Source organism: Streptomyces aurantiogriseus (assembly GCF_014649375.1).
In the GTDB taxonomy this organism is placed as follows: Bacteria; Actinomycetota; Actinomycetes; order Streptomycetales; family Streptomycetaceae; genus Streptomyces; species Streptomyces aurantiogriseus.
Genome location: NZ_BMSX01000010.1, coordinates 32680 through 55600 on the forward strand (window position 1 = coordinate 32680; position 22921 = coordinate 55600).

18 protein-coding genes are annotated in these 22921 nt (G+C 70.5%); 9 read left to right on the forward strand and 9 right to left on the reverse strand.

Going from position 1 to position 22921, the window contains the following annotated elements; translation table 11 throughout:
* Positions 1-65 precede the first annotated feature (65 nt).
* The 3 genes from IE263_RS21490 (at position 66) to IE263_RS21500 (ending at position 3122) form a co-directional block, all read left to right on the forward strand.
* Complete coding sequence (locus tag IE263_RS21490) at positions 66-743, forward strand: DUF3000 domain-containing protein (RefSeq protein WP_189939057.1); 678 nt, start codon at positions 66-68, stop codon at positions 741-743.
* A gap of 271 nt (positions 744-1014) precedes the next feature.
* Positions 1015-1677 (forward strand): response regulator transcription factor, encoded by a 663-nt coding sequence (locus IE263_RS21495; protein ID WP_189939059.1) that lies wholly within the window; start codon positions 1015-1017, stop codon positions 1675-1677.
* Positions 1678-1841: 164 nt separating this feature from the next.
* A complete protein-coding gene (locus tag IE263_RS21500) occupies positions 1842-3122 on the forward strand; it encodes a ribonuclease D (protein ID WP_189939061.1) in 1281 nt (426 codons plus the stop codon).
* A gap of 29 nt (positions 3123-3151) precedes the next feature.
* On the opposite strand, the gene IE263_RS21505 is transcribed toward IE263_RS21500, so the two are convergent.
* Genes IE263_RS21505 through IE263_RS21515 form a run of 3 tightly spaced genes read right to left on the reverse strand, consistent with a single transcriptional unit; the run spans position 3152 to position 6242 of the window.
* Positions 3152-3982 carry a carbohydrate ABC transporter permease gene (locus tag IE263_RS21505; protein ID WP_189939063.1) on the reverse strand — a complete coding sequence of 277 codons (831 nt, stop codon included), beginning with the start codon at positions 3980-3982 and terminating at the stop codon, positions 3152-3154.
* On the reverse strand, positions 3979-4929 hold the full coding sequence (locus IE263_RS21510) for a carbohydrate ABC transporter permease (RefSeq protein ID WP_189939066.1): 951 nt from the start codon (positions 4927-4929) through the stop codon (positions 3979-3981). The genes IE263_RS21505 and IE263_RS21510 overlap by 4 nt, the downstream gene beginning before the upstream one ends.
* Positions 4929-6242 carry an ABC transporter substrate-binding protein gene (locus IE263_RS21515; RefSeq protein WP_189939068.1) on the reverse strand — a complete coding sequence of 438 codons (1314 nt, stop codon included), beginning with the start codon at positions 6240-6242 and terminating at the stop codon, positions 4929-4931. The genes IE263_RS21510 and IE263_RS21515 overlap by 1 nt, the downstream gene beginning before the upstream one ends.
* A 152-nt stretch (positions 6243-6394) precedes the next feature.
* On the opposite strand from IE263_RS21515, the gene IE263_RS21520 reads away from it, so the two are divergent.
* The 4 genes from IE263_RS21520 to IE263_RS21535 all read left to right on the forward strand — a co-directional run bounded on the left by IE263_RS21520 (position 6395) and on the right by IE263_RS21535 (position 13363).
* Positions 6395-8857, forward strand: a complete 2463-nt coding sequence (locus tag IE263_RS21520; RefSeq protein ID WP_189939070.1) for a glycoside hydrolase family 2 protein — start codon at positions 6395-6397, stop codon at positions 8855-8857.
* Positions 8854-9891: a LacI family DNA-binding transcriptional regulator gene (locus IE263_RS21525; protein ID WP_189939072.1), complete on the forward strand. Its 1038-nt coding sequence runs from the start codon at positions 8854-8856 to the stop codon at positions 9889-9891. Before IE263_RS21520 ends, IE263_RS21525 begins: the two co-directional genes overlap by 4 nt.
* 125 nt (positions 9892-10016) lie before the next feature.
* Entirely contained in the window at positions 10017-11237 is a 1221-nt protein-coding gene (locus tag IE263_RS21530; RefSeq protein ID WP_189939073.1) for a thiolase family protein, read from the forward strand.
* Entirely contained in the window at positions 11234-13363 is a 2130-nt protein-coding gene (locus IE263_RS21535; protein ID WP_189939075.1) for a 3-hydroxyacyl-CoA dehydrogenase NAD-binding domain-containing protein, read from the forward strand. The genes IE263_RS21530 and IE263_RS21535 overlap by 4 nt, the downstream gene beginning before the upstream one ends.
* A 50-nt stretch (positions 13364-13413) precedes the next feature.
* On the opposite strand, the gene IE263_RS21540 is transcribed toward IE263_RS21535, so the two are convergent.
* From IE263_RS21540 to IE263_RS21550, 3 genes are all read right to left on the reverse strand, one after another.
* A complete protein-coding gene (locus IE263_RS21540; RefSeq protein WP_189939078.1) occupies positions 13414-13566 on the reverse strand; it encodes a hypothetical protein in 153 nt (50 codons plus the stop codon).
* A gap of 14 nt (positions 13567-13580) precedes the next feature.
* On the reverse strand, positions 13581-14270 hold the full coding sequence (locus IE263_RS21545) for a hyaluronoglucosaminidase (protein ID WP_189939080.1): 690 nt from the start codon (positions 14268-14270) through the stop codon (positions 13581-13583).
* Positions 14271-14411: 141 nt separating this feature from the next.
* Positions 14412-15632 carry a phospholipase D-like domain-containing protein gene (locus IE263_RS21550; RefSeq protein WP_189939082.1) on the reverse strand — a complete coding sequence of 407 codons (1221 nt, stop codon included), beginning with the start codon at positions 15630-15632 and terminating at the stop codon, positions 14412-14414.
* Positions 15633-15990: 358 nt separating this feature from the next.
* Between IE263_RS21550 and IE263_RS21555 the strand changes: the two genes are divergently transcribed.
* Positions 15991-17709 carry an FG-GAP-like repeat-containing protein gene (locus IE263_RS21555; RefSeq protein WP_189939083.1) on the forward strand — a complete coding sequence of 573 codons (1719 nt, stop codon included), beginning with the start codon at positions 15991-15993 and terminating at the stop codon, positions 17707-17709.
* Positions 17710-17730: 21 nt separating this feature from the next.
* On the opposite strand, the gene IE263_RS21560 is transcribed toward IE263_RS21555, so the two are convergent.
* Positions 17731-18756, reverse strand: a complete 1026-nt coding sequence (locus tag IE263_RS21560) for a PLL family lectin (RefSeq protein ID WP_189939085.1) — start codon at positions 18754-18756, stop codon at positions 17731-17733.
* 81 nt (positions 18757-18837) lie between these two features.
* Here IE263_RS21560 and IE263_RS21565 point away from each other — a divergent pair, with 81 nt between their 5' ends.
* Entirely contained in the window at positions 18838-19209 is a 372-nt protein-coding gene (locus tag IE263_RS21565) for a PIN domain-containing protein (protein ID WP_189939087.1), read from the forward strand.
* A gap of 118 nt (positions 19210-19327) precedes the next feature.
* Here the strand turns inward: IE263_RS21565 and IE263_RS21570 are convergent, their stop codons facing one another.
* Together IE263_RS21570 and dxs are read right to left on the reverse strand one after the other, a co-directional pair.
* Complete coding sequence (locus tag IE263_RS21570; protein ID WP_189939089.1) at positions 19328-20848, reverse strand: amino acid permease; 1521 nt, start codon at positions 20846-20848, stop codon at positions 19328-19330.
* 139 nt (positions 20849-20987) lie between these two features.
* Complete coding sequence (dxs, locus tag IE263_RS21575) at positions 20988-22916, reverse strand: 1-deoxy-D-xylulose-5-phosphate synthase (protein WP_189939091.1); 1929 nt, start codon at positions 22914-22916, stop codon at positions 20988-20990.
* Positions 22917-22921: the final 5 nt, after the last annotated feature.

The window sequence follows — 22921 nt, forward strand, 5'->3', positions numbered from 1 at the left end:
CCCCAGGTCCCGCGGGCGGGTGTCTTGCCCTGCGCGAAGCTCCCGTTCCCCTTAATCTTCCCCGCATGGCTGCGGCTCAGGGACGACTGTCGGACGGCACGGGCGGAATGGACGACGAGAAGGACACCGGGGAGGGGGACCGGCAGGGGAACAGTGCGGTGCCGCTGCCCTTCCGGGCTGCGGTCGACGCCCTGCGGGCGGCCCGGCTGCGACCCCAGATCGAGGTGGAGCCCACCCCGCCCCCGCAGCGGCTCGCCCCGTTCGCGTACGCGCTGGAGGCGACGGTCGTGGACGGCGACCAGGATCTGGCCGACGGCCGGCTGGTGCTGCTGCACGACCCAGCCGGGCACGACGCCTGGCGGGGCACGTTCCGCCTGGTCACGCTCATCCGCGCCGAGCTGGAGGCCGAGATGGCCGTCGATCCGCTGCTGCCCGAGGTGTGCTGGTCCTGGCTGACGGGTGCGCTCCAGGCGCGCGGTCTGACGTACGGGGAACCGAGCGGGACCGTCACGCGCGCGAGCTCGCACTACTTCGGCGGGCTGGCGGAGCGTCCGGCGGCCTCGCAGATCGAGATCCGGGCCTCGTGGACGCCCCGGGAGGGGTTGGGCGGGGTGCCGGACACGGGGGCGCATCTGGCGTCCTGGTGCGATCTGCTGGCCCAGGTGGCGGGGCTGCCGCCGGCCGGTCCGGGGGACGCGTCGGTGGTGACGCTTCCGCAGCGGCGCGGGCCGCAGTCGCGTTGACCGTTTCCGTCGGCCAACCCTCCTGGCCTCATCGTTGACCATCTCTTTGTCGATACGGCCACTTTCGATCTCAGGCAGCACTCACTCAAACCGACTCGATCTTCGGATGATCGATCGCGTGTCCGAATTGCACGAATTGTTACTCACTAGATCGTGATCGTTCTCTAAAGGACCCCGGGTTCGGTGCCGAAGACGACTGTGACCTTGAAAGCACGGTTCGTCCCGGCTTGATCCCCACGAGCCGGCCCCGTCCCGCACCCCAGGAGGCCTGGTGTCCGTTCTCCTCGAGCAGCCCACAAGCCTGGTCGCCTACCGCCCGAACAAGCCCACCGCCATGGTGGTCGTGGCCGACCCACGCGTCCGCTCCACCGTCACCCGCCATCTGTGGGCGCTCGGTGTGCGCGATGTCATCGAGGCTTCGTCCATCGCGGAGGCTCGTCCCCGCATCGGCAACCCCCGCGACATCTGCGTCGCCGACGTCCACCTACCCGACGGCTCCGGCCTGACCCTGCTGTCGGAGACCCGCGCCGCGGGCTGGCCCAACGGGCTGGCCCTCTCCGCCGCCGACGACATCGGCGCCGTGCGCAACGCCCTCGCGGGCGGCGTCAAGGGCTATGTCGTCACCGGTACCCGCACCAACGTCGGGCTCCCCACCCGGCCCGGTGCCGCCCCCATCGGCGCGGCCGCCGCCCGCCTCCACCGCCGCCCCCCGGGTGCCCCGAGCCACCCGGGCGGCTACCGCGAGCTGTCCGGCCGCGAGGTGGAGGTACTGCGGCTGGTCGCCGAAGGCCAGTCGAACAAGGCGATCGGCGTCTCGATGGGCCTGTCCGCGCTGACCGTCAAGAGCCATCTCGCCCGGATCGCCCGCAAGCTCGGCACGGGTGACCGCGCCGGCATGGTCGCGGTGGCCCTGCGCACCGGCATCATCCACTGACCCACCGACTTTTTCCCACCGACATATCCACGCATGCCCCACGGAGAGCCCGCCGGGATCCCCGTCCCGGCCCTCCCCTTTCCTGACCGGTTCACGACCCTGCGGCGCCCGTCGGCGGAACGTTCCGTCGGCGGGCGCCGTCCACACACGGATACCCTTGACAGGTGACCGACGCCCAAGAAACCGCAGCAGCCAGTTCACTGCGAACCACCGGAGGCGCCCCTCCGGACGACGGCGGATCTACTGCTTCCGGGGCGCCGACACCTCTGCTCGAACCGCGCGAGGGCATCCCGCCCGTGATCGCCGACGAGGCCTCGCTCGCCGAGGTGATCGCGGCCTTCGCCGCCGGCTCCGGCCCCGTCGCCGTCGACGCCGAGCGCGCCTCCGGCTACCGCTACGGCCAGCGCGCCTATCTGGTTCAGCTACGCCGTCAGGGCGCCGGCACCGCGCTGGTCGACCCCGTCGCCTGCCCCGACCTGTCCGCGCTGGGCGAGGCGCTGTCCGGCGTCGAGTGGGTGCTGCACGCGGCCACCCAGGACCTGCCCTGCCTCCGCGAAATAGGCATGGTGCCGACGCGGCTGTTCGACACCGAGCTGGCCGGACGGCTGGCCGGATTCCCGCGGGTCGGCCTCGGCGCGATGGTCGAGGGCGTCCTCGGCTTCGTCCTGGAGAAGGGTCACTCCGCCGTCGACTGGTCCACCCGCCCGCTGCCCGAGCCGTGGCTCAGGTACGCGGCCCTCGACGTCGAGCTGCTCGTCGACCTGCGGGACGCGCTGGAGAAGGAGCTGGACCGGCAGGGCAAGCTGGAGTGGGCCCGCCAGGAGTTCGACGCGATCGCCTCGGCCCCGCCGCCGGAGCCCCGCAAGGACCCGTGGCGTCGTACGTCCGGCATGCACAAGGTGCGCCGGCGGCGGCAGCTCGGTGTCGTACGGGAGCTGTGGCAGACCCGGGACCGGATCGCCCAGCGGCGGGACGTGTCACCGGGCAAGGTGCTCTCGGACGCGGCCATCGTGGAGGCCGCGCTCTCGCTTCCGGCCAATGTGCACGCGCTCGCGGCGTTGAACGGGTTCGGGCATCGGATGGGGCGGCGGCAGCTGGAGCAGTGGCAGGCGGCCGTCGACCGGGCGAAGGCGTTGACCGAGGCGCAGCTGCCGCAGCCGGGGCAGCCGGTCGCCGGGCCTCCGCCGCCGCGCGCCTGGGCGGACAAGGATCCTGCGGCGGCGGCGCGGCTCAGTGCGGCGAGGTCGGCCGTGTCCGCGTTGGCCGAGCAGTTGAACATGCCTCAGGAGAACCTCGTCGCGCCGGACGCCGTGCGGCGCGTCTGCTGGGAGCCGCCTGCGCCGCTCGACGGGGAGTCGATCGCCTCCGCGCTCACGGGGTACGGGGCGCGGCCCTGGCAGGTGGAGCAGGTGACGCCGGCGCTGGTCGCGGCACTGTCCGCCTGAGGACGCGGCCCGGCGCCGCTGAAGGCAGCTCACCTGGTCGCCCCCCGCATGAAACCGTTGTAGATGTATTTCTGCAGAACCAGGAAGACGATCAGCGTCGGCAGGATCACCAGCACCGCTCCTGCCGAGATCGTTTCCCAGTGGGCGGCGTAGGGGCCCTTGAAGCGGAACAGGGACGTCGAGATCACGCCAAGATCTTGGGAGGGCATGTAGAGGAAGGGGATGTAGAAGTCGTTGTAGACGGCGATCCCCTTCACGATCACGACCGTCGCGATCGCCGGTTTCAGCAGCGGGAAGATGATCCTGCGGTAGATGGTGAAGGCGTTCGCGCCGTCGAGGCGGGCCGCCTCGTCCAGGGAGATCGGGATCGAGCGGACGAACTGCAGGAAGATGTAGATCGACACGATGTCCGTGCCCATGTAGAGGGCGATCGGGGCCCAGCGGGTGTCGAACAGGCCGACGCTGTGGACGATCTGGAAGGTGGCCACCTGGGTGGTCACGCCGGGGACCAGGGCGGCGATCAGGAAGAGGGCGACCACCAGTTTCCGGAAGCGGAAGGTGAAGCGGTCGATCGCGTAGGCCGTCATCGAGCCGATGAGGACCGTGCCGCCCACGGAGATCAGCAGGATGAAGGCGGTGTTGCCGAAGGCCGCCAGCATCCCGCCGTCCTGGAACGCGGTCACGTAGTTGTCGAAGTTGAGCGGGTCGCGCGGGAGCGTGAGGGCTCCGCCGTCGTTCGCCGTCTCGTTCTCCGTCTTCAGCGAGGTCAGGAAGACGACGCCGAGCGGGAGCAGGACGACCACCGCCGCGAGGACCAGCGACAGGTACACGAGGGTGCGGGCAACGGCTCGGCGTGTCATACGAGGTCCACCCTGTCGTCGGGGACGAGGCGTCGCTGCACCCAGGTCACCAGCAGGATGATCAGCAGCAGCACGACGGCCGCCGCGGAGGCGAGCCCCGTCTTGTTGAACTGGAAGGCCAGCTTCACGGTCTGGATCACGAAGGTCTCGGTGCCGGTCGCCCCGCCGGTCATGATGTACGGGATCTCGAAGGCGGAGAGGGAGCCGGAGACCGAGAGGATCACGGTCAGGGTCAGCACCGGCTTGATGCCGGGCAGGATGATGTAGCGGAACTGGTGCCAGCGGTTCGCGCCGTCCAGCTCGGACGCCTCGTACAGCTCCCCCGGGATGGACTGGATCGCGCCCAGGAACAGGACGAAGTTCATGCCGAGGTAGCGCCATATCGAGACGCCGGCGAGTGAGGTGTTGGCGGAGAACGGCGTGCCCAGCCAGGCGTGGTCCGTGTCGTACCCGAAGAGACCGAGGACGGTGTCCAGGGTGCCGCCGTCCTGGAAGAAGTAGAGGAAGACGAAGCCGATCGCGACGCCGTTGACCAGGGACGGGAAGAAGAGCACGCCCTTGAAGAAGTTCCGGAAGCGGAGGTTGAAGCTGAGGACGGTCGCGAAGTACAGCGCGGCGACGATCTGGACGGCGGAGGCGGCCAGGTAGTAGCCGCTGACCCAGAACACCTGGAAGAGGTCTTCCCTGGTGAAGAGCTCCTCGTAGTTCTCGGCGCCCGTGTAGTGCAGTTCGGGGCTCACGCCGTCCCAGTCGGTGAAGCTGTACGCGACCATGTTGGCGATGGGTGCGTAGGTGAAGGTGATCAGGAGGGCGAGCGGGGCGAGCAGGAACAGCCACGGGGTGACCAGCCGCCAGGTGCGGGCGCGGCGCGGGGCCCGCCGGGGGGCGGCGGACTTCAGGGCCGGCGCCACGGCCCTGAAGTCCGCCTTCTCGGTGGTGTCCGTCATCAGGAGCCCACGTTCTTCTGTGTGTCGGTCCACTTCTTGCCGAGGCCGGCGAGGAAGTCGTCCAGGCTGCCCTTCTTGGCGCCGCGCGCCAGGTCGACCAGGTCCTGGCGGTACTCGGGCTTGTTGATGCCGACCTCGGACTCGTTGTCGATGAGCTTGACCTCCGCGCCCGCCGAGTCGTCCAGCTCGATGAGCTTGACGCCCGCGTCCTCGTACGGCTTCAGCACGTCGGGCATGGGGGCGTCCTTGAGCGGGGAGATCGCCAGGTTGTCCTTGTCGTAGCCGGACTTGTCGGTGAACCAGTCGATCCAGGCGCGGGCCGCCTCCTTGTGCTGGGAGTGGATGTTGACGGCCTGGTTGTAGTCGGGGCCGATGGTCGAGCAGAACTTCCCGTCCACCTGGGCGGGGAACGGCATGAAACCGATGTCGTCGGGGTTCACGCCGGCCTTCTTCGCCGCGTCCCGGAACTGGACGATCGCCCAGGTGCCGAGCCACTGCGTGGCGATCTCGCCCTTCGCCGTCCGGGGCTTGGACTCCTCCCAGTTGCTGGTGGTCGGGTCCTTCTCGGCAAGGCCCTCCTTGACGATGTCGTACAGGAGCGTGTCACCGACGCGCAGGTCGGAGCCCTCCGCCCAGGGGTCACCCGTGGCGAGCTTCGTGGTCGCCTGCGGGTCGCAGTGGACCGAACCGTTGACGAAGGTCCAGGAGGTCAGCGGCCACTGGGCGGCGAAGTTGGTGTAGTACGGGATCGCGTCGGTCCTGGCCTTGATCGCCTTGAGTCCGGCGAGGAACTCGGCCGGGGTGGTGGGCCATTCGCTGATCCCGGCCTCCTTCCAGACGCGCTTGTTGTAGATGAAGCCGGGCATCACTCCGTTGGGGCTCTGGCCGTAGACCTTGCCGTCGACGGTGGTGAAGTCGGTGAAGCGGTACTTCTTGCTGCGTTCGGCCTCGGTGCCCAGGGAGGCGAAGAACTTCGGGTAGTCGCTCTTCTCGATGACCCCGGGGATCAGGAGGACGTCGCCGTAGTCCTCCGTGTTCATCCGGATCTTGATCTCGGCCTCGTAGTTGGTGAGCGCCTGGAACTCGACCTTCACCTTCGGGTAGGTCTTGTTGAACTCGGCGGCGTACCTCTTCATCGTGCCGTCCTGCACGAGGTCGGTGCGCACGGTGAGGACCGTGATGTTTCCGCTCACTTGCGACGGGTCGTCGGGCGCCTTGGCGTCGGCTCCCTTCGAACTGCCTGCTGTACCGGTGCAGCCCGGGAGCAGCAGGGCGGCTCCCGCGACCATGGCGAGGACTGTACGGCGGTTCATGTGCGTCAGCTCCGTTCTTGGGACGGACGAGCACGAGCGGGTTGGCTGATTCGGCACTCTGACAGCGCTTTCTCAACCGGTAAAGTCCCAAATCCGCCAAGGATGAAGAGATGGCGCTCAAGTGCTGGGGTTTACCGGTTTAGGGAGTGCGCATGCTGGAGGCGACACCGCTCACCGACGGATGGATCCTGCGGCACGAGCAGGAGGCGCTCCCGGCCGTGGTGCCGGGCTGCGTGCACACCGATCTGCTCGCGGCGGGGGTGATCCCGGACCCCTTCCTCGGCCGGAACGAGACCGAGGTCGCGTGGGTGGGGCGGCGCGAGTGGACCTACGAGACCCGGTTGCCGGAGGTGTCGTCGGGGCACGAGCAGACCGACCTGGTCTTCGACGGGCTCGACACGGCCGCCGAGATCCTGGTGGACGGTCAACTCCTGGGCCGGGCACGGAACATGCACCGGTCGTACCGGTTCGACGTGACGGGGCTGAGCGGTGGGCTGACCGTCCGGTTCCGCTCGGCCTACGCCGAGGCGGAGGCGGTGCGCGGGCGGGTCGGTGAGCGGCCGGCCGCGTACACCGAGCCGTACCAGTACCTCCGCAAGATGGCCTGCTCCTTCGGCTGGGACTGGGGGCCGACGCTGGTGACGGCCGGGATCTGGCGGCCGGTGCGGCTGGAGCGCTGGTCGACGGCACGGATCGCCCGGGTGCGGCCGCTCGTCACCGTCGAGCAGGGCGTCGGCGTCGTCGAGCTGCACGTCGACGTGGAGCGCACCCGGGTGGAGGCCGTGCTCACCCTGGAGGCCCGGGTGGGCGGGCGGCGGGTGCGGGCGGAGGTGGCGGGGACGAGTGGCGTCGTACGGGTGGAGGTGCCGGACGCGGAGCTGTGGTGGCCCCGGGGGTATGGCCGACAGCCGCTGTACGACGTCGAGGTGACCTTGCACCATGAGTCCGCTCCGCTGGACGTCTGGCGGCGGCGCGTCGGTTTCCGGAACGTCGAGCTGGACACCTCCGCCGACGCGCACGGAACCGGTTTCACCCTCGTCGTCAACGGTGAGCGGCTCTTCGCGCGGGGCGTCAACTGGATCCCGGACGACGTGTTCCCGTCCCGGGTGACGCGGGAGCGTTACCGCAAGCGGTTGCGGCAGGCGGCCGACGCCGGCGTGGACCTGGTCCGGATCTGGGGTGGCGGGATCTACGAGAGCGAGGACTTCTACGACGCCTGCGACGAGCTGGGCCTGCTGGTGTGGCAGGACTTCCCGTTCGCGTGCGCGGCCTACCCCGAGGAGCAGCCGCTGCGGGGCGAGGTGGAGGCGGAGGCCCGGGAGAACGTCGTACGGCTGATGCCGCATCCCTCGCTGGTGCTGTGGAACGGGAACAACGAGAACCTGTGGGGGTTCCGGGACTGGGGATGGGAGGAGCGGCTCGGCGGGGACTCCTGGGGCGAGGGGTACTACCTGGGTCTGCTGCCCCGGGTGGTGGGCGAGCTGGACCCGACGCGGCCGTACACGGCGGGCAGCCCCTGGTCGGGGTCGTGGCGGCGTCATCCGAACGATCCGGCACACGGGACGCACCACTCGTGGGAGGTGTGGAACCGGGAGGACTACGCCGACTACCGGCTTCATGTGCCGCGGTTCGTGGCCGAGTTCGGATGGCAGGCGCCGCCCGCGTACGCCACGCTGCGGAGGGCACTGCCGGGCGAGGAGCTCACGGCGGACTCCCCCGGCATGCTGCACCACCAGAAGGCGGAGGACGGCAACGGCAAGCTGCGGCGGGGGCTGGAGCGGCACTTCCCCTTCCCCGAGGGGGACTTCGACCGCTGGCACTACCTCACGCAGGTCAACCAGGCCCGTGCGGTGGCCGCGGGGATCGAACACTGGCGGTCGCACTGGCCGGTGTGCGCCGGCACGGTCGTCTGGCAGCTCAACGACTGCTGGCCGGTGACGTCCTGGGCGGCGATCGACGGGGACGGGCGGGAGAAGCCGCTCTACCACGAGCTGCGGCGGCTGTACGCGGATCGGCTGCTCACGGTGCGACAGGGGGAGACGGGACTGGTGGTGGCGGCCGTCAACCAGGCCCGTGAGCGGTGGACGGGCACGCTGTCGCTGCGACGGATGTCCGTCGAGGGGGAGCTGATCGGTGCGGTGGACGTCCCCCTCCTCGCGGGCGCGCGGGCGGTGGCCGAGGTGCGGGTGCCGGCGGAGCTGGAGCCGGCCGGCGCGAAGGAGTTCCTGGTGGCCGACGCGTGGGGGTCCCCCGCGCATGGGGACCCCTCCCGCTCATGGGGGTCCCCCCGCTCGAGCGGAGCCGAGAGCGGGGGCGGAGCCGAGAGCGGGGGAAGGCTGCGGGCCGTGCACTTTCCCGTGCCGGACCGGGACGTCCCGTATCCGAGGCCGGAGTTCGAGGTGGCGGTCGTACCGGGAGGCATCGAGGTGAGCGCCCGCACTCTCGTACGGGATCTGCTCCTGCAGGCCGACCGGCTGGATCCGCGGGCGCGGGCCGATCGGGGGCTCGTGACGCTGCTCCCCGGAGAACGGGTCACCATCGGGGTCGAGGGCTGGGAGACTCCGGATGCCGCCGCCGCCCGTTCAGCGTTGTACTGCCAGGAGCCCGCTCGATGACAGCGTCCCCGTCACCTCGCGTCACCATCAAGGACGTCGCCGCGCGCGCCGGCGTGTCCAAGGGTGCCGTCTCGCTCGCCTTCAACCACAAGCCGGGGCTGGCGGAGGCGACCCGGGACCGCATCTTCGCGGCGGCGCGAGAGCTGGGCTGGGAACCGAACCTCACCGCACGGTCACTGTCGAGCTCGCGCGTGGACGTGGTGGGGCTCGCGATCTGCCGGCCGGCGCGGATGCTGGGGCTCGAGCCGTTCTACATGGAGTTCGTCTCCGGGGTGGAGAGCGTGCTGACCGAGCACTCCTGCTCGCTGCTGCTGCGGCTGGTGCGGAACCTGGACGAGGAGGTCGGGCTCCAGGAGTCGTGGTGGCGGGGGCGGCAGATCGGCGGGTCGATCCTGGTGGACTTCCGGGCGGACGATCCCCGCGTGGCCGCGGCGGAGCGGCTCGGGATGCCGGTGGTGGCCGTGGGGCACCCCTCGCTGACCGGGAGTCTGACGTCCGTGTGGACCGACGACGCGACGGCGGTGACGGAGGCCGTGCGGTATCTGGCGGCGCTGGGGCACCGCCGGATCGCCCGGGTCGGGGGTGCGGCCGCGCTCGGGCACACGGTGATGCGGACGGCCGCGTTCGACGCGGCGGCGCGGAGTCTGGGGCTGGCCGGTGCGTGGCAGGTCGCCACGGACTACTCCGGGGAGGCAGGGGCGCGGGCGACCCGGTCCATGCTGACCGCGGCCGCGTCCGACCGGCCCACGGCAATCGTTTACGACAACGACATCATGGCGGTGGCGGGGTTGGCGGTGGCGGCCGAGATGGGGCTGAGCGTGCCGCGGGACGTCTCCCTGCTCGCCTGGGACGACTCCCAGCTGTGCCGGCTGACGCATCCGACGCTGTCCGCGATGAGTCACGACGTGTTCGGCTTCGGCGCGGAGGCGGCACGGACGCTGTTCGGGGTGATCACGGGCGAGGGACCGGGTTCGCATCCGGTACCGACACCGGTGCTGACGCCCCGGGGGTCGACGGCTCCGCCGAACGTGTGACATTCGCCGCTCCCCCGGGTAGGGCTGTGCAGCTACGTTACCCATAAGTAGCATGGGTCCTGAGCGCGCGCTCAGCGCTTGCGTGTCGCAGCAGTGCCATCCCGCACCTCTGGAGGAGAGCCATCGTGCCTCGTACCGTCAGGGACGTCGTCTTCGTCGACGGCGTCCGTACCCCGTTCGGCAAGGCGGGCCCGAAGGGCATCTACCACGAGACCCGCGCCGACGACCTTGTCGTGAAGGCGATCCGGGAGCTGCTGCGCCGCAACCCCGGCCTCGACCCGAAGAAGATCGACGAGGTCGCCATCGCCGCGACCACGCAGATCGGCGACCAGGGTCTGACCATCGGCCGCACGGCCGGCATCCTCGCCGGTCTGCCGCAGTCGGTGCCCGGTTACTCCATCGACCGCATGTGCGCCGGTGCCCTGACCGCCGTCACCACGGTCGCCGGCTCCGTCGCCTTCGGCGCGTACGACATCGCCGTCGCGGGCGGTGTCGAGCACATGGGCCGCCACCCCATGGGCGAGGGCGTGGACCCGAACCCGCGGTTCGTCAGCGAGAAGCTCGTCGACGAGTCCGCCCTGTTCATGGGCATGACCGCGGAGAACCTGCACGACCGCTACCCGCAGATCACCAAGCTGCGCGCGGACGAGTACGCGGTGCGCTCCCAGGAGAAGGCCGCCAAGGCGTACGCCAACGGCAAGATCCAGGCCGACCTGGTGCCGATCTCGGTGCGCCGGACCAACCCCGAGGGCGGCGAGACGGGCTGGGGCCTGGTCACCGCCGATGAGCCGATGCGCCCGGGCACGACCCTGGAGAACCTCTCCGGTCTCAAGACCCCGTTCCGTGTCCACGGCCGGGTCACCGCCGGTAACGCGGCCGGTCTGAACGACGGTGCCACCGCCTCCCTCATCGCCTCCGAGGACTTCGCCCGCGAGAACAACCTGCCGGTGAAGATGCGCCTCGTCAGCTACGCCTTCGCGGGCGTCGAGCCGGAGGTCATGGGCTACGGCCCGATCCCGGCCACGGAGAAGGCGCTCGCCCAGGCGGGTCTGTCCATCTCCGACATCGGTCTGTTCGAGATCAACGAGGCCTTCGCCGTCCAGGTCCTGGCCTTCCTCGACCACTACGGCATCGCCGACGACGACGAGCGCGTCAACCAGTACGGCGGCGCCATCGCCTTCGGTCACCCGCTGGCCTCCTCCGGCGTCCGTCTGATGACGCAGCTGGCCCGCCAGTTCGAGGAGCAGCCGCAGGTCCGCTACGGCCTGACCACCATGTGCGTCGGCTTCGGCATGGGCGCGACGGTCATCTGGGAGAACCCGCACTTCGACGGAGGCAACAAGTGAGCACCACCGCTGAGCTCCTGAAGGGCGCGGCCGAGCTGTTCCCCGACGAGGTCGTCACGTCCGCGCACGTACGCCACCTGGACCTGCCGTTCGGCGCCGGGCGCTTCGCCCTGATCACGCTGGACAACGGCTTCGACCACACCAAGCCGACCACCTTCGGCCCGGCCTCCCTCGCGAACCTCAACACCGCCATCGACCAGGTCGAGGCGGAGGCCGCGGCCGGCGAGATCGTCGGTGCCGGCGTCACCGGCAAGCCGTTCATCTTCGCGGTCGGCGCCGACCTCAAGGGCGTCGAGCTGCTGAAGGAGTACGACCACGCGCTCGCCATCGGCAAGGGCGGCCACGAGGTCTTCAAGCGCCTCGCGGGCCTCGCGGTCCCGACCTTCGCGTACTACAACGGCGCAGCCATGGGCGGCGGTGTCGAGGTCGGTCTGCACTGCACGTACCGGACCGTCTCCAAGGCGCTCCCGGCCTTCTCGCTCCCCGAGGTGTTCCTCGGTCTCGTCCCCGGCTGGGGCGGCTGCACCCTGCTGCCGAACCTGATCGGCGCGGACAAGGCCGTCTCGGTCATCATCGAGAACTCGCTCAACCAGAACAAGCAGCTCAAGGGCCAGCAGGTCTTCGACCTCGGCATCGCCGACGCCCTCTTCGAGGGCGCGGACTTCCTGGAGCAGTCGCTGCTGTGGACGGCGCACGTCCTCAAGGGCGAGATCGAGGTCGAGCGCCCGGTGATCGACCGCGGCGAGGCCTGGGACCAGGCCGTCGCCAAGGGCCGCTTCATCGCGGACGGCAAGGTGCACGGCGCGGCCCCGGCCGCGTACCGCGCGCTGGACATCATCGCCGCCGCCAAGAACGGCGACCTGCAGCAGGGCTACGACGCCGAGGACAAGGCGCTCGCCGACCTGATCATGGGCGGTGAACTGCGCGCGGGCATCTACGCGTTCAACCTGGTGCAGAAGCGCGGCAAGCGCCCGGCGGGCGCCCCGGACAAGTCGCTGGCCCGTCCGGTCACCAAGGTCGGTGTCGTCGGCGCCGGTCTGATGGCCTCCCAGCTCGCGCTGCTGTTCCTGCGCCGCCTGGAGGTGCCGGTCGTGCTGACCGACATCGACCAGGAGCGCGTCGACAAGGGTGTGGGCTACGTCCACGCCGAGATCGACAAGCTGCTCGGCAAGGGCCGGATCAACCAGGACAAGGCCAACCGCCTCAAGGCGCTGGTGAGCGGTGTCCTGGACAAGGCCGAGGGCTTCTCCGACGCGGACTTCATCATCGAGGCCGTGTTCGAGGAGATCGGCGTCAAGCAGCAGGTGTTCGCGGAGGTCGAGGCGGTCGCCCCGGCGCACGCGATCCTCGCCACCAACACCTCGTCCCTCTCGGTCACCGAGATGGCGTCGAAGCTGAAGAACCCCGAGCGGGTCGTGGGCTTCCACTTCTTCAACCCGGTCGCCGTCCTGCCGCTCCTCGAGATCGTCCGCGGCGAGAAGACCGACGACGCCTCGCTGGCCACGGCGTTCGGCGTCGCCAAGAAGCTGAAGAAGACGGCGGTTCTGGTGAAGGACGCCCCGGCGTTCGTCGTGAACCGGATCCTGACCCGCTTCATGGGCGAGGTCCAGAACGTCATCGACGAGGGCACCCCGGTCGAGGTGGCGGAGAAGGCGGTGGAGCCGCTGGGCCTGCCGATGTCTCCTCTCGTCCTGCTGGAGCTGGTCGGCCCGGCCATCGGCCTGCACGTCTCCGAGACGCTCAACCGGGCGTTCCCGGACCGCTTCACGGTCTCCCCGAACCTCAAGGCGGTCGTCGAGGCGGGCAAGCGCGGCTTCTACGTCTACGACAGCGGCAAGCCCGAGCTGGACCCGGAGGTCGCCGCGCTGCTGAAGCAGGGCGACACCGTCCTGACGGAGGAGCAGGTCCGCGCCCGTGTCCTGGACGCGGTCGCGCAGGAGATCGGCCTGATGCTCGACGAGGGCGTCGTCGCCGAGGCCCAGGACATCGACCTCTGCCTGATCACCGGTGCCGGCTGGCCCTTCCACCTGGGCGGCATCACGCCGTACCTGGACCGCGAGGGTGTGTCGGAGCGGGTGAACGGCAAGAAGTTCCTGGCTCCGGGCGTGGCGTCGGTTCCGGCGTAGTCGTCGTACGGATCTGAAGAGGGCCTCCGCCGTCCGGCGGAGGCCCTCTGTCATGCGCTCGTGGCGTCCTGTTCGGCCGCGGCGAGCCGGGCCTTCAGGTCGGCGTTCTCCGCCTCCAGGACGGCGATGCGCTTACGGGCGAAGTACAGCTCCATGACGGCGTCGTGGAACTCGGAGATGAGTTCCTCGGGGGTCAGTTGCACCTTGTCCCTCCCTGTCAGGCCAGTGTGGTGGGCGTGCCGCCCTTGGAGCTGAGCCACTTCAGCTCGCCGTTCTCCGCGTAGAGGACGCCACCACCGAGCGAAGGATGCTTCAGCTCGGTCGGGGCCGTGGCGACGTCGGCGATGTGCGTCACGCCCTGGACGACGAGCGCGGGGTTCTCGGTGCGCTGGACCACGTGGACCTGGCCGCGCACCGTGCCGCCACGGTCGATGCCGACGCCGATCAGGCCGGTGCCCTTGACCACGAAGTCCTCCAGGCCCGCGTTGTTGCGCAGGACGAGCAGGGCGCCCTTGGTCGGGCCCTGGGTCGCGGTGACGTAGATGCCCTGTGCGGCGGTCCCCGGAGTCTGGAGGTCGATCGAGAGGCCGGAGGCCCCGCTGTCCGAGCCGTCGGCGTACCCCACGTGGGCAATCTTCAGCGTGCCCCGCGCGGCCTGTTCCTTGCCGCTGATGTACATCGCGGACGAGGCCGGGTTGTCCGACGTCACGTTCAGCGCCGCCTTGTCGCCGGACGTGGCCTTGTAGTTGATGGCGACGACGTACGCCGTCGGCGAGTCCCCGTAGAACTTGGCCGGTGCGGTGTACTGCGTGTACTCATCGTCGGCTGCTGCCGCCTCGGCGCCGGCGGCGACGGTGACCGCGCCTGCGGTGAAGGCCCCGAGGAACACTCTGCGTCCCACTGCCATGGGCGTACTCGCTTTCCCTGTGATGACGTTCTGTGTCGTGGAGGCCATGTGATCACCCCTCACGAGATGAGCACAATCTCGGGGTGGCGCAGAGGGCCACGAGGGATGCGGCCGCCACGGCCGCCGTACGGAAGGGGGATCTCACTGGATCACGTCCGCTTCGGCGCGCTGGTGCCAGAAGTTGAGGCGGTAGGCGTCGTGCACGGTGGAGTCGTGGTACTTCAGCAGGGCCTCGTCGTTGCCGACCAGGGCGCTCTTGGTGTAGGTGTGGCTGCCGGTCCACACGATCTTCTGGTCGGTGACACCCTTGTACGTCCCCTCCACCAGAAGGTACTTGGTGTGGCTGGACGTGCCGTCGACCTCGTCGTTCAGCCGGTGCAGCGCGATGCCGCCGTAAGCGGTCGGGGCCTTGAGCTGCTCGACGACCTCACCCGAGTACATCTCGTCGAGCAGGCTGTACACGATGTCGACGTAGCAGCCGGCGTTGTCCAGCTCCCACAGCTTCTCGGCGACCGCGAGCCGGGTGATCTGGTGCATGGCGACGCGGATCACGGTACGGCCGTCGGTGGTGCCGTATCCGGTGGAGTTGCCGTGGCAGACCGCGTGGGTGCCGACCGGGTCGTCCACGGTGTTGAGGATGTTGACGATCGGGTCGGTGGTCTGCCGGGGGAAGAGGTACAGCTTGGCGACGCCGGCCTGGGTGTCGGCCGGGTAGTCGGTGACCGGCGGGGTCGTTGGGCTGCTCGCGGCCTTCAGGTCCTCGAAGTAGTCGGTGTAGGCCTGGTGGAGGGTGCTGTTGCCGACGACGACCATCGCGTCGTTCCAGGCGTCCTTGGTGTCCCAGTCCCTCATGTTGGCGGAGGACTGGACGACGACGTCCTGCACCGGGGTGCCGCCGGACTCACTGCCGGTCGTCTCGCTGAACAGGAAGAACTTGTTGTGGTTGACCATGTCCGACGCCTTCGACAGGCAGGCCTTGCCGCTCGGGCAGGTGACCACCCACGAGGAGGCGCCCGTGTCGGTGCCGAGCGCGTTCACCAGCGTGGTGTACGCCGCGCTGGTGGTGCGGGAGTCGAGGACGATCTGGACCGACACGCCCCGGTCGGCGGCCTCGATCAGCTCGCCGGCCAGCCACTGCGAGTGCATGAGGAAGAGCGACAGCTTGATCTCGGACCCCGCGGTGGCTCCCTGGACCAGCCTGCCCACCTTCGAGAGGATGGCGTTTTGTGCGGTGATGTCGCCGGTCGGGTTGTTGAAGACGGGGCCGGTGGTGACCAGCGGCGCGTCCTCCGCGCTCGCGGTGGTGGGCAGGGCGGCAACCGCGATCGCCAGGACCGCGGCGAGCCAGGTGCGTGCTCTCAAGTAGGGCTCCTTCGTCGGACTTGTCGGTCCAGGACTCCGGGACGATCAGGGCCGCGTCGCCGGCCTTCCGCTCCACCGGCGGCCGGACGCCTTGCCCCAGGAGTGCGGACGGCTGGGGACGGTCGGTCGGGAACTGCTGGGCAGCGGACAGCCGCCCGCCCCGCCTGCACCGTGTCGGCCACGGGCCGTGCCGCTTCGTCGCCGTCGGAGGTGGTGGTCGGCCACCGTGTTCTGCACAGGAGCGCGGCGAGCAGGGCCGCGAGCCACGCTCGCCCCGTGATCTTCCTGAACATGGGCGCATATTATGCGTTCGTTTTACTTTTACAAATCCCTTACGAATCTTCCGGGAGACGCCATCATGGGCGGACAAAAGCGGCTGTACAGCGGCTTGTTGACATGGATCGGCACAGGACTCGCCCTCTGTGCGGCCCTGTTGCTGCCCACAACCGCGCATGCCGACGAACTGGATCCGGCCACGGCACCCACCGTCCGCTCACTCACGTACAACGTGTGCGGCGCCTACCACGTCTGCCAGAGCGACCTGGACACCGCCACCTGGACGCAGCGGATGGTCGAGCAGATCGAGGCCTGGGACGCCGACGCCGTCATGCTCCAGGAACTGTGCCTCGGTCAGTGGACCGCGCTGCGGGACGCGTTGCCCGGGTACAGCGCGGTGTGGACCAGCCCGGCCTCGGCGAGCGGCTGCGCGAAGTGGGCGGCGGACGGCAGCACCCGCTTCGGACTCGGCGTGCTGGTCAAGACGGACTCGGTCGAGCGGTACGTCGCCAACCTGACCGTCCCGGACGGCGAGGAACCCCGTTCCGTGCTGTGCGCGAAGGGCCCCGTCGACGGCCGGCCGACCCTGGCCTGCACCACCCACCTCGCCCAGTACATCCAGCCCGACAACGGCTCCGCCGAGGCCCTCGCCCACATCGACCGCTGGGCCCTCGGGCTGCCGGTCGTCCTGGGCGGCGACTTCAACGCCGCCCCCGACTACCCGGCCCTGGACCCGGTCCGCACCGGGCTGCCCGGCACCGGACGGTTCGCCGAGGTCGACGAGAACGACAAGGACTGGTTCACCGACGCCTGCCTGACCGCGGGCAGCGGCGAGTGCCGTTCCGGGGAGCCGACCGCGGACATCTCCGGCACGCCCAAGAAGTTCGACCACGTCTTCGTCACCGCCGGCGACTTCTACGGCGTCCGTGGCGACGTCGTTGACCCCGGCCTGTCCGACCACCGGCTGCTGCGCGGCGCCGCGTACCCCGAGCCGCGCCCCGGCTCCGGCGTGCCGGGCGATCTCACGAACGACGGTCGGCCCGACCTGGTGGCTGTGCAGAACGAGGGCAACCTGCGGCTGTACTCCGGGCTCGGCGACGGCCTGGTCGCCGTCCCTCACCGGCAGATCGGTACCGGCGGCTGGACCGACGCCCTGGTCACCCACCGGGGCGACTGGACCGGCGACGGACGGGAGGACCTGGTCGTCCGCCTCGGTGACCGGCTGTGGGTCTATCCCAACACCGGCAGCGGCGCGCTCGGCACCCGCCTCGCCATGGGCGGACGGCCCGCCGGCTGGACCGCGGCCACCGCCGTGCTCAGCGCCGGCGACCTGAACCGCGACGGGACGCTCGATCTCGTCGTCCGTGACGCCGGCGGCCTGTGGCTGTACCCCGGCGACCCGGCCGCCTCCGCGCCCGCCCTGTCGACCGCCGCGCCCGTGCGGCTGAGCGCCGGCGACTGGACCGGCCTGGACGTCCTCGCCCCCGGCGACACCGACGGGGACGGCTCCCCCGATCTGTGGGCCCGCGACCGTGCCACCGGGACCCTGTGGCTCCACCCGAACACCGGGACGGGAACGCTCGGCACGCGCCGGGCGGTGGCGGGCGGCACCTGGTCGGCCGCCGACCGGCCGCTGCTGACCGCGGGCGACCTCGACCGGGACGGCCGAGCCGACCTGTGGGCGACGACGAACGCGGGCACCGACAGCGCCCTGCTCTTCCAGCCCGGGACGGACACGGGGATCGGGGCGCCGGTCACCGTGGGAATGGGTGGCTGGCAGTGGATCCTGCGGATGGCGTGAGCACACGGCGCCCGCGCCGCCTCACACCTCCTGCCACGCCTTCAGCGCCAGCCCCGGCTCGTCCTTGCGGCGGGTGACGAGGAGGCGGCCGGTCGACGGGGAGAGGGTGGCCGCGACCACGCGGTCCTCGTGGTCCTTGGTGAGCGCCACCCGGGCGTCGTCCGGGAGTTGGGGGCCGGACTCGGTCCACCAGGCGCCGGCCGTCTCCTCCTCGGTGGGGTACGCGGCGAAGGCGACACGGCCGCTCGCGGAGCGCTGGGCGAGCAACGTGCAGTCGTGGCCGTCGAGTTCACAGCGCACGGCGGCGATCGGGCCGGGCCCGGCCGCGGGGAGCAGCGGGACGGGCTTGCCGCCGGGGCGCCAGGCGCACAGGTCACCGGAGTCGTCGTCGGTGAAGAAGAGCGTGGTGTGCTCGGCAGAGGTGGCGAGGGCCCGCAGGGTGCCCGGGCGGACCGGCGCCTCCAGGGGTTCCTCCCGCACCGGAATGGTGCCCGGCTGCGCCTGACGCCAGTACAGGATCGCCCCGGACACGGCCGCGTACGCCTCGACGCACCCGGACTCCCCCGTCACCGCGACCGGCGGCCCCTGGACGCCCTGCCCCTTGAGGTCGCGCCACGGGTCCCAGCCGCCCTTCTCCTTCTGGGCGACCATGCTGATCCCGGTGCCGATGTTGCGCACGAAGACATGCGCCCGCCCCTGGGCGTCCACGGCCACGGCGGGTGTGCCCGTGCGGTCGCCCTTCTTGTTGGGGTGACCGTGACCGCACGGGGACCAGTCCAGGGCGGCGAGCAGGGGCCGGAAGTGAGTGGAGTGCATCAGCACCGCCTCCCCCGCCGCGGTCGGCCGCCAGGCGGCCAGATGGGCATAGCCGTCGGAGCCCTGGCCGACCGCGACGCCCGGCTGCACCTTCTGGTCGCCGCCGACCGTGCGCGGCGGGTCCCAGGGGCCGCCCCGGGTGCGCTCCGCCCGGCACAGGACGGTGTCGTCCGACGTCAGGTAGACACTGAGCCGCCCGTCGCGGCCTCGTATGAGCCATTCGCCGTTCACCCGCTCACTGTATGTCGGCCCCCCCTGCGGCGACTTCGCGCGGGGCACACCCGGCGCCCTGTCCGTGCGACCCTGGGGCCCATGGACCACAACACCCCGCTGCTGGTGATCGTCGACGCCGCGAACGTCGTCGGGTCGGTGCCCGACGGCTGGTGGCGCGACCGGCGGGGCGCCGCGCGGCGGCTGCGCGACCGGCTGGCCGCGGACGGGCTCCCGGGGCACTCCGGGCCCGTGGACATCGTCCTCGTCGTCGAGGGCGCCGCCCGCGGGGTGGAGCCGGTGCCCGGCGTACGGGTGGAGTCGGCACCCGGCAGCGGCGACGACCACATCGTCGGCCTGGTCGCCCGGGCCGCCGACCGCCCCCGCCTCGTCGTCACGGCCGACCGCGAACTGCGCCGCCGGGTGACGGAGCTGGGCGCGGAGGTCACGGGCCCACGGACGGTACGGGGTTGAGGGCGGCGTTCAGAGGCCGGAAGGGCAGCTCGCCGGGCGACCCACCGTCCACGCACGTCCGGCCCCGCACCCCTGCGTAAGCAGGACGTACAGGGCCGGAGGCCGGGAAGGGCGTCGGTCAGTCCACGCCGGGTTCGCCCTTGACCACCTGTTCGACCGTGGTCTCGTGGTGGCGGCCCAGACGGCTGTGGGAGCGACCGTAGAGGAAGTAGACGACGAAGCCGGCCGCCATCCAGATGCCGAAGCGGACCCAGGTTTCGGCCGGCAGGTTGATCATCAGCCACAGGGAGGCGGCCACCGACAGGATCGGGATGACCGGCACCCACGGGGTGCGGAAGGCCCGGTGCAGGTCGGGGCGGGTCTTCCGGAGGATGATCACGCCGATGGCCACGACGACGAAGGCGAACAGTGTGCCGATGTTGACCAGGGCGGCGAGTTCGGTCAGGGGCGTGAAACCGGCGAGGATCGCGATGACCACACCGAGCAGGATGGTCGGCCGGTGCGGGGTCCTGAACCGCGGGTGGACGTGGGAGAAGAAGCGGGGCAGCAGTCCGTCGCGGCTCATCGCGAAGAAGACGCGGGTCTGGCCCAGGAGCAGGATCATGCAGACCGTGGTCAGACCGACCGCGGCGCCGAAGCTGATGAAGCCCGCGTACCAGGGGTGCCCGGTGGCCTTGAAGGCGTCGGCGAGCGGGGCGTCCACGGACAGCCGGCTGTAGTGCTGCATGCCGGTCACGACGATCGACACCAGGACGTAGAGGGCGGTGCAGATGAAAAGGGAACCGAGGATGCCGCGCGGCATGTCCCGCTGCGGGTTCCTGGTCTCCTCGGCGGCCGTGGCCACCACGTCGAAGCCGATGAAGGCGAAGAAGACGACCGAGGCGGCGGTGAAGATGCCCATCACACCGAAGTTGGAGGGCGCCCAGCCGAACATGAGCTGGATCAGCGGGGCGTCGAGGCTGCTGCCGGCCTCCACGGTCTGCGCCTTCGGGACGAACGGGTCGTAGTTGGCGGCCTTGATGAAGAAGGCGCCCGCGATGATCACCACGAGGACGACCGTGACCTTGATGGCGACGACGACCGAGGTGACCCGCGCGGACAGCTTCATCCCGATCACGAGGATGCAGGTGAGGATGAGGACCAGCGCGGCGGCGAGGATGTCGAAGCCGAAGCCGTCGGCGCCCTCCCGGCTGCCCAGCGCGGCGGGCAGCTGCCAGCCCGCGTTGTCCATGAGCGAATGGATGTAGCCGGACCAGCCGACGGCGACCACCGCCGTGCCCAGCGCGAACTCCAGGACCAGGTCCCAGCCGATGATCCAGGCGGGCAGTTCCCCGAGGGAGGCGTACGAGAACGTGTACGCGGAGCCCGCCACCGGGACGGTGGAGGCGAACTCGGCGTAGCAGAGCGCGGCGAGCGCGCAGACGACACCGGACACCACGAAGGCCAGTGCGACGGCGGGACCGGCGTTGTTCTTGGCCACCGTGCCGGTGAGGACGAAGATGCCGGTGCCGATGATGACACCGACGCCGAAGACGGTCAGATCGAGTGCGGACAAGGTTTTCTTGAGCGCGTGCTCGGGTTCCTCGGTATCGAGGATGGACTGTTCGACCTTCTTCGTCCGGAAGAGAGTGCTGCTCACGGGCTTACCTCCCACGCTGCGTCGTCCTCGACATGATCGAGAGGGGGCGTAGTGCGTATGCCCCGGCGCGGGCTTGTCTCACGCAAAAAGGCCGGTTGCGCCACTCCTCACGGTGGCACAACCGGCCCGGTCGGGCATGTCAGTCGCGGGCGGGCTCCACGGAGTCGACCTCCGCCGCCGTGCCGGCGAACCGCCCGTCCAGCTTGGAGACCAGGCCGGTGACCTGGCGGGCGATGTCGGGGGCGGTGAGGCCGATCTCGGCCATGACCTCGGCGCGGGAGGCGTGGTCGAGGAAGCGCGGCGGGATGCCGAAGTCGCGCAGCGGGATGTCGACGCCGGCGTCGCGCAGGGTCTGGGCGATCGCGGAGCCGACGCCGCCGACGCGGGAGTTGTCCTCGACGGTGACGACGACACGGTGCCGCTCGGCGAGCGGGGCCATGGCCTCGTCGACGGGCTTGACCCAGCGCGGGTCGACGACGGTGGTGGAGATGCCCTGCTGGTCGAGCAGACCCGCGATCTCCAGGCACATCGGCGCCAGGGCGCCCACGGAGACGAGCAGCACGTCGGGTCGGTCCGTCCCCGGCTCACGCAGCACGTCCATCCCGCCGACGCGTCCCACGGCGGGTACGGCGGGGCCGACGGCGCCCTTGGAGAAGCGGACGACGGTCGGCGCGTCGTCGACCTCCACGGCCTCGCGGAGCTGTGCGCGCACCTGGTCGGCGTCACGCGGCGCGGCCAGCCTGAGCCCCGGCACGACCTGGAGGATCGACATGTCCCACATGCCGTTGTGGGAGGCGCCGTCGGTGCCGGTGATGCCGGCCCGGTCCAGGACGAACGTCACTCCGCACTTGTGGAGGGCGACGTCCATCAGGACCTGGTCGAAGGCGCGGTTGAGGAAGGTGGCGTACACGGCGAAGACGGGGTGCACGCCCGCGTGCGCGAGACCCGCCGCGGAGACGGCGCCGTGCTGCTCGGCGATGCCGACGTCGTAGACCCGCTCGGGGAAGGCCTTGGCGAACTTGTCGAGTCCGACGGGCTGGAGCATGGCCGCGGTGATGGCGACGATGTCCTTGCGCTCCTCGCCGAGCTTGACCATCTCGTCGCCGAAGACGGAGGTCCAGTCGGCGCCGGAGCTGGAGATCGGCAGACCGGTGTCCGGGTGGATCTTGCCGACGGCGTGGAAGCGGTCGGCCTCGTCCTGGAGGGCGGGCTGGTAGCCGCGGCCCTTCTCGGTGAGGCAGTGCACGATGACGGGCCCGCCGAACCGCTTGGCGCGGGCCAGCGCCGACTCCAGGGCCTCGATGTCGTGCCCGTCGATCGGTCCGACGTACTTCAGCCCGAGGTCCTCGAACATCCCCTGCGGCGCGATGAAGTCCTTGAGGCCCTTCTTGGCGCCGTGCAGGGTCTCGTACAGCGGCTTTCCGACGACCGGCGTGCGGTCGAGGATCTCCTTCGTCCGGGTCAGGAAGCGCTCGTAGCCGTCGGTCGTGCGCAGCGTCGCCAGGTGGTTGGCGAGACCGCCGATGGTCGGGGCGTACGACCGCTCGTTGTCGTTGACGACGATGACGAGCGGGCGGTCCTTGGCCTCGGCGATGTTGTTCAGCGCCTCCCAGGCCATACCGCCGGTCAGCGCCCCGTCACCGATCACGGCGACGACATGGCTGTCGCGTTCGAGGAGCTGGTTGGCCTTGGCGATGCCGTCGGCCCAGCCGAGCACCGTGGAGGCGTGGCTGTTCTCGATGACGTCGTGCTCGGACTCGGCCTGCGAGGGGTAGCCGGACAGGCCGCCCTTCATCTTCAGCTTGGCGAAGTCCTGCCGCCCGGTGAGCAGCTTGTGCACGTAGGACTGGTGGCCCGTGTCCCACAGCACCTTGTCCTTCGGCGACTCGAAGACGCGGTGCAGGGCGATGGTGAGCTCGACCACACCGAGGTTGGGGCCGAGGTGGCCGCCGGTCTTGGAGACGGCGTCGACCAGGAAGCTCCGGATCTCCCCTGCCAGCTGGTCCAGCTCCTCCAGGCTGAGCCGGTCCAGATCGCGCGGTCCCCTGATGCGGGTCAGCAGCGGCACCCGTG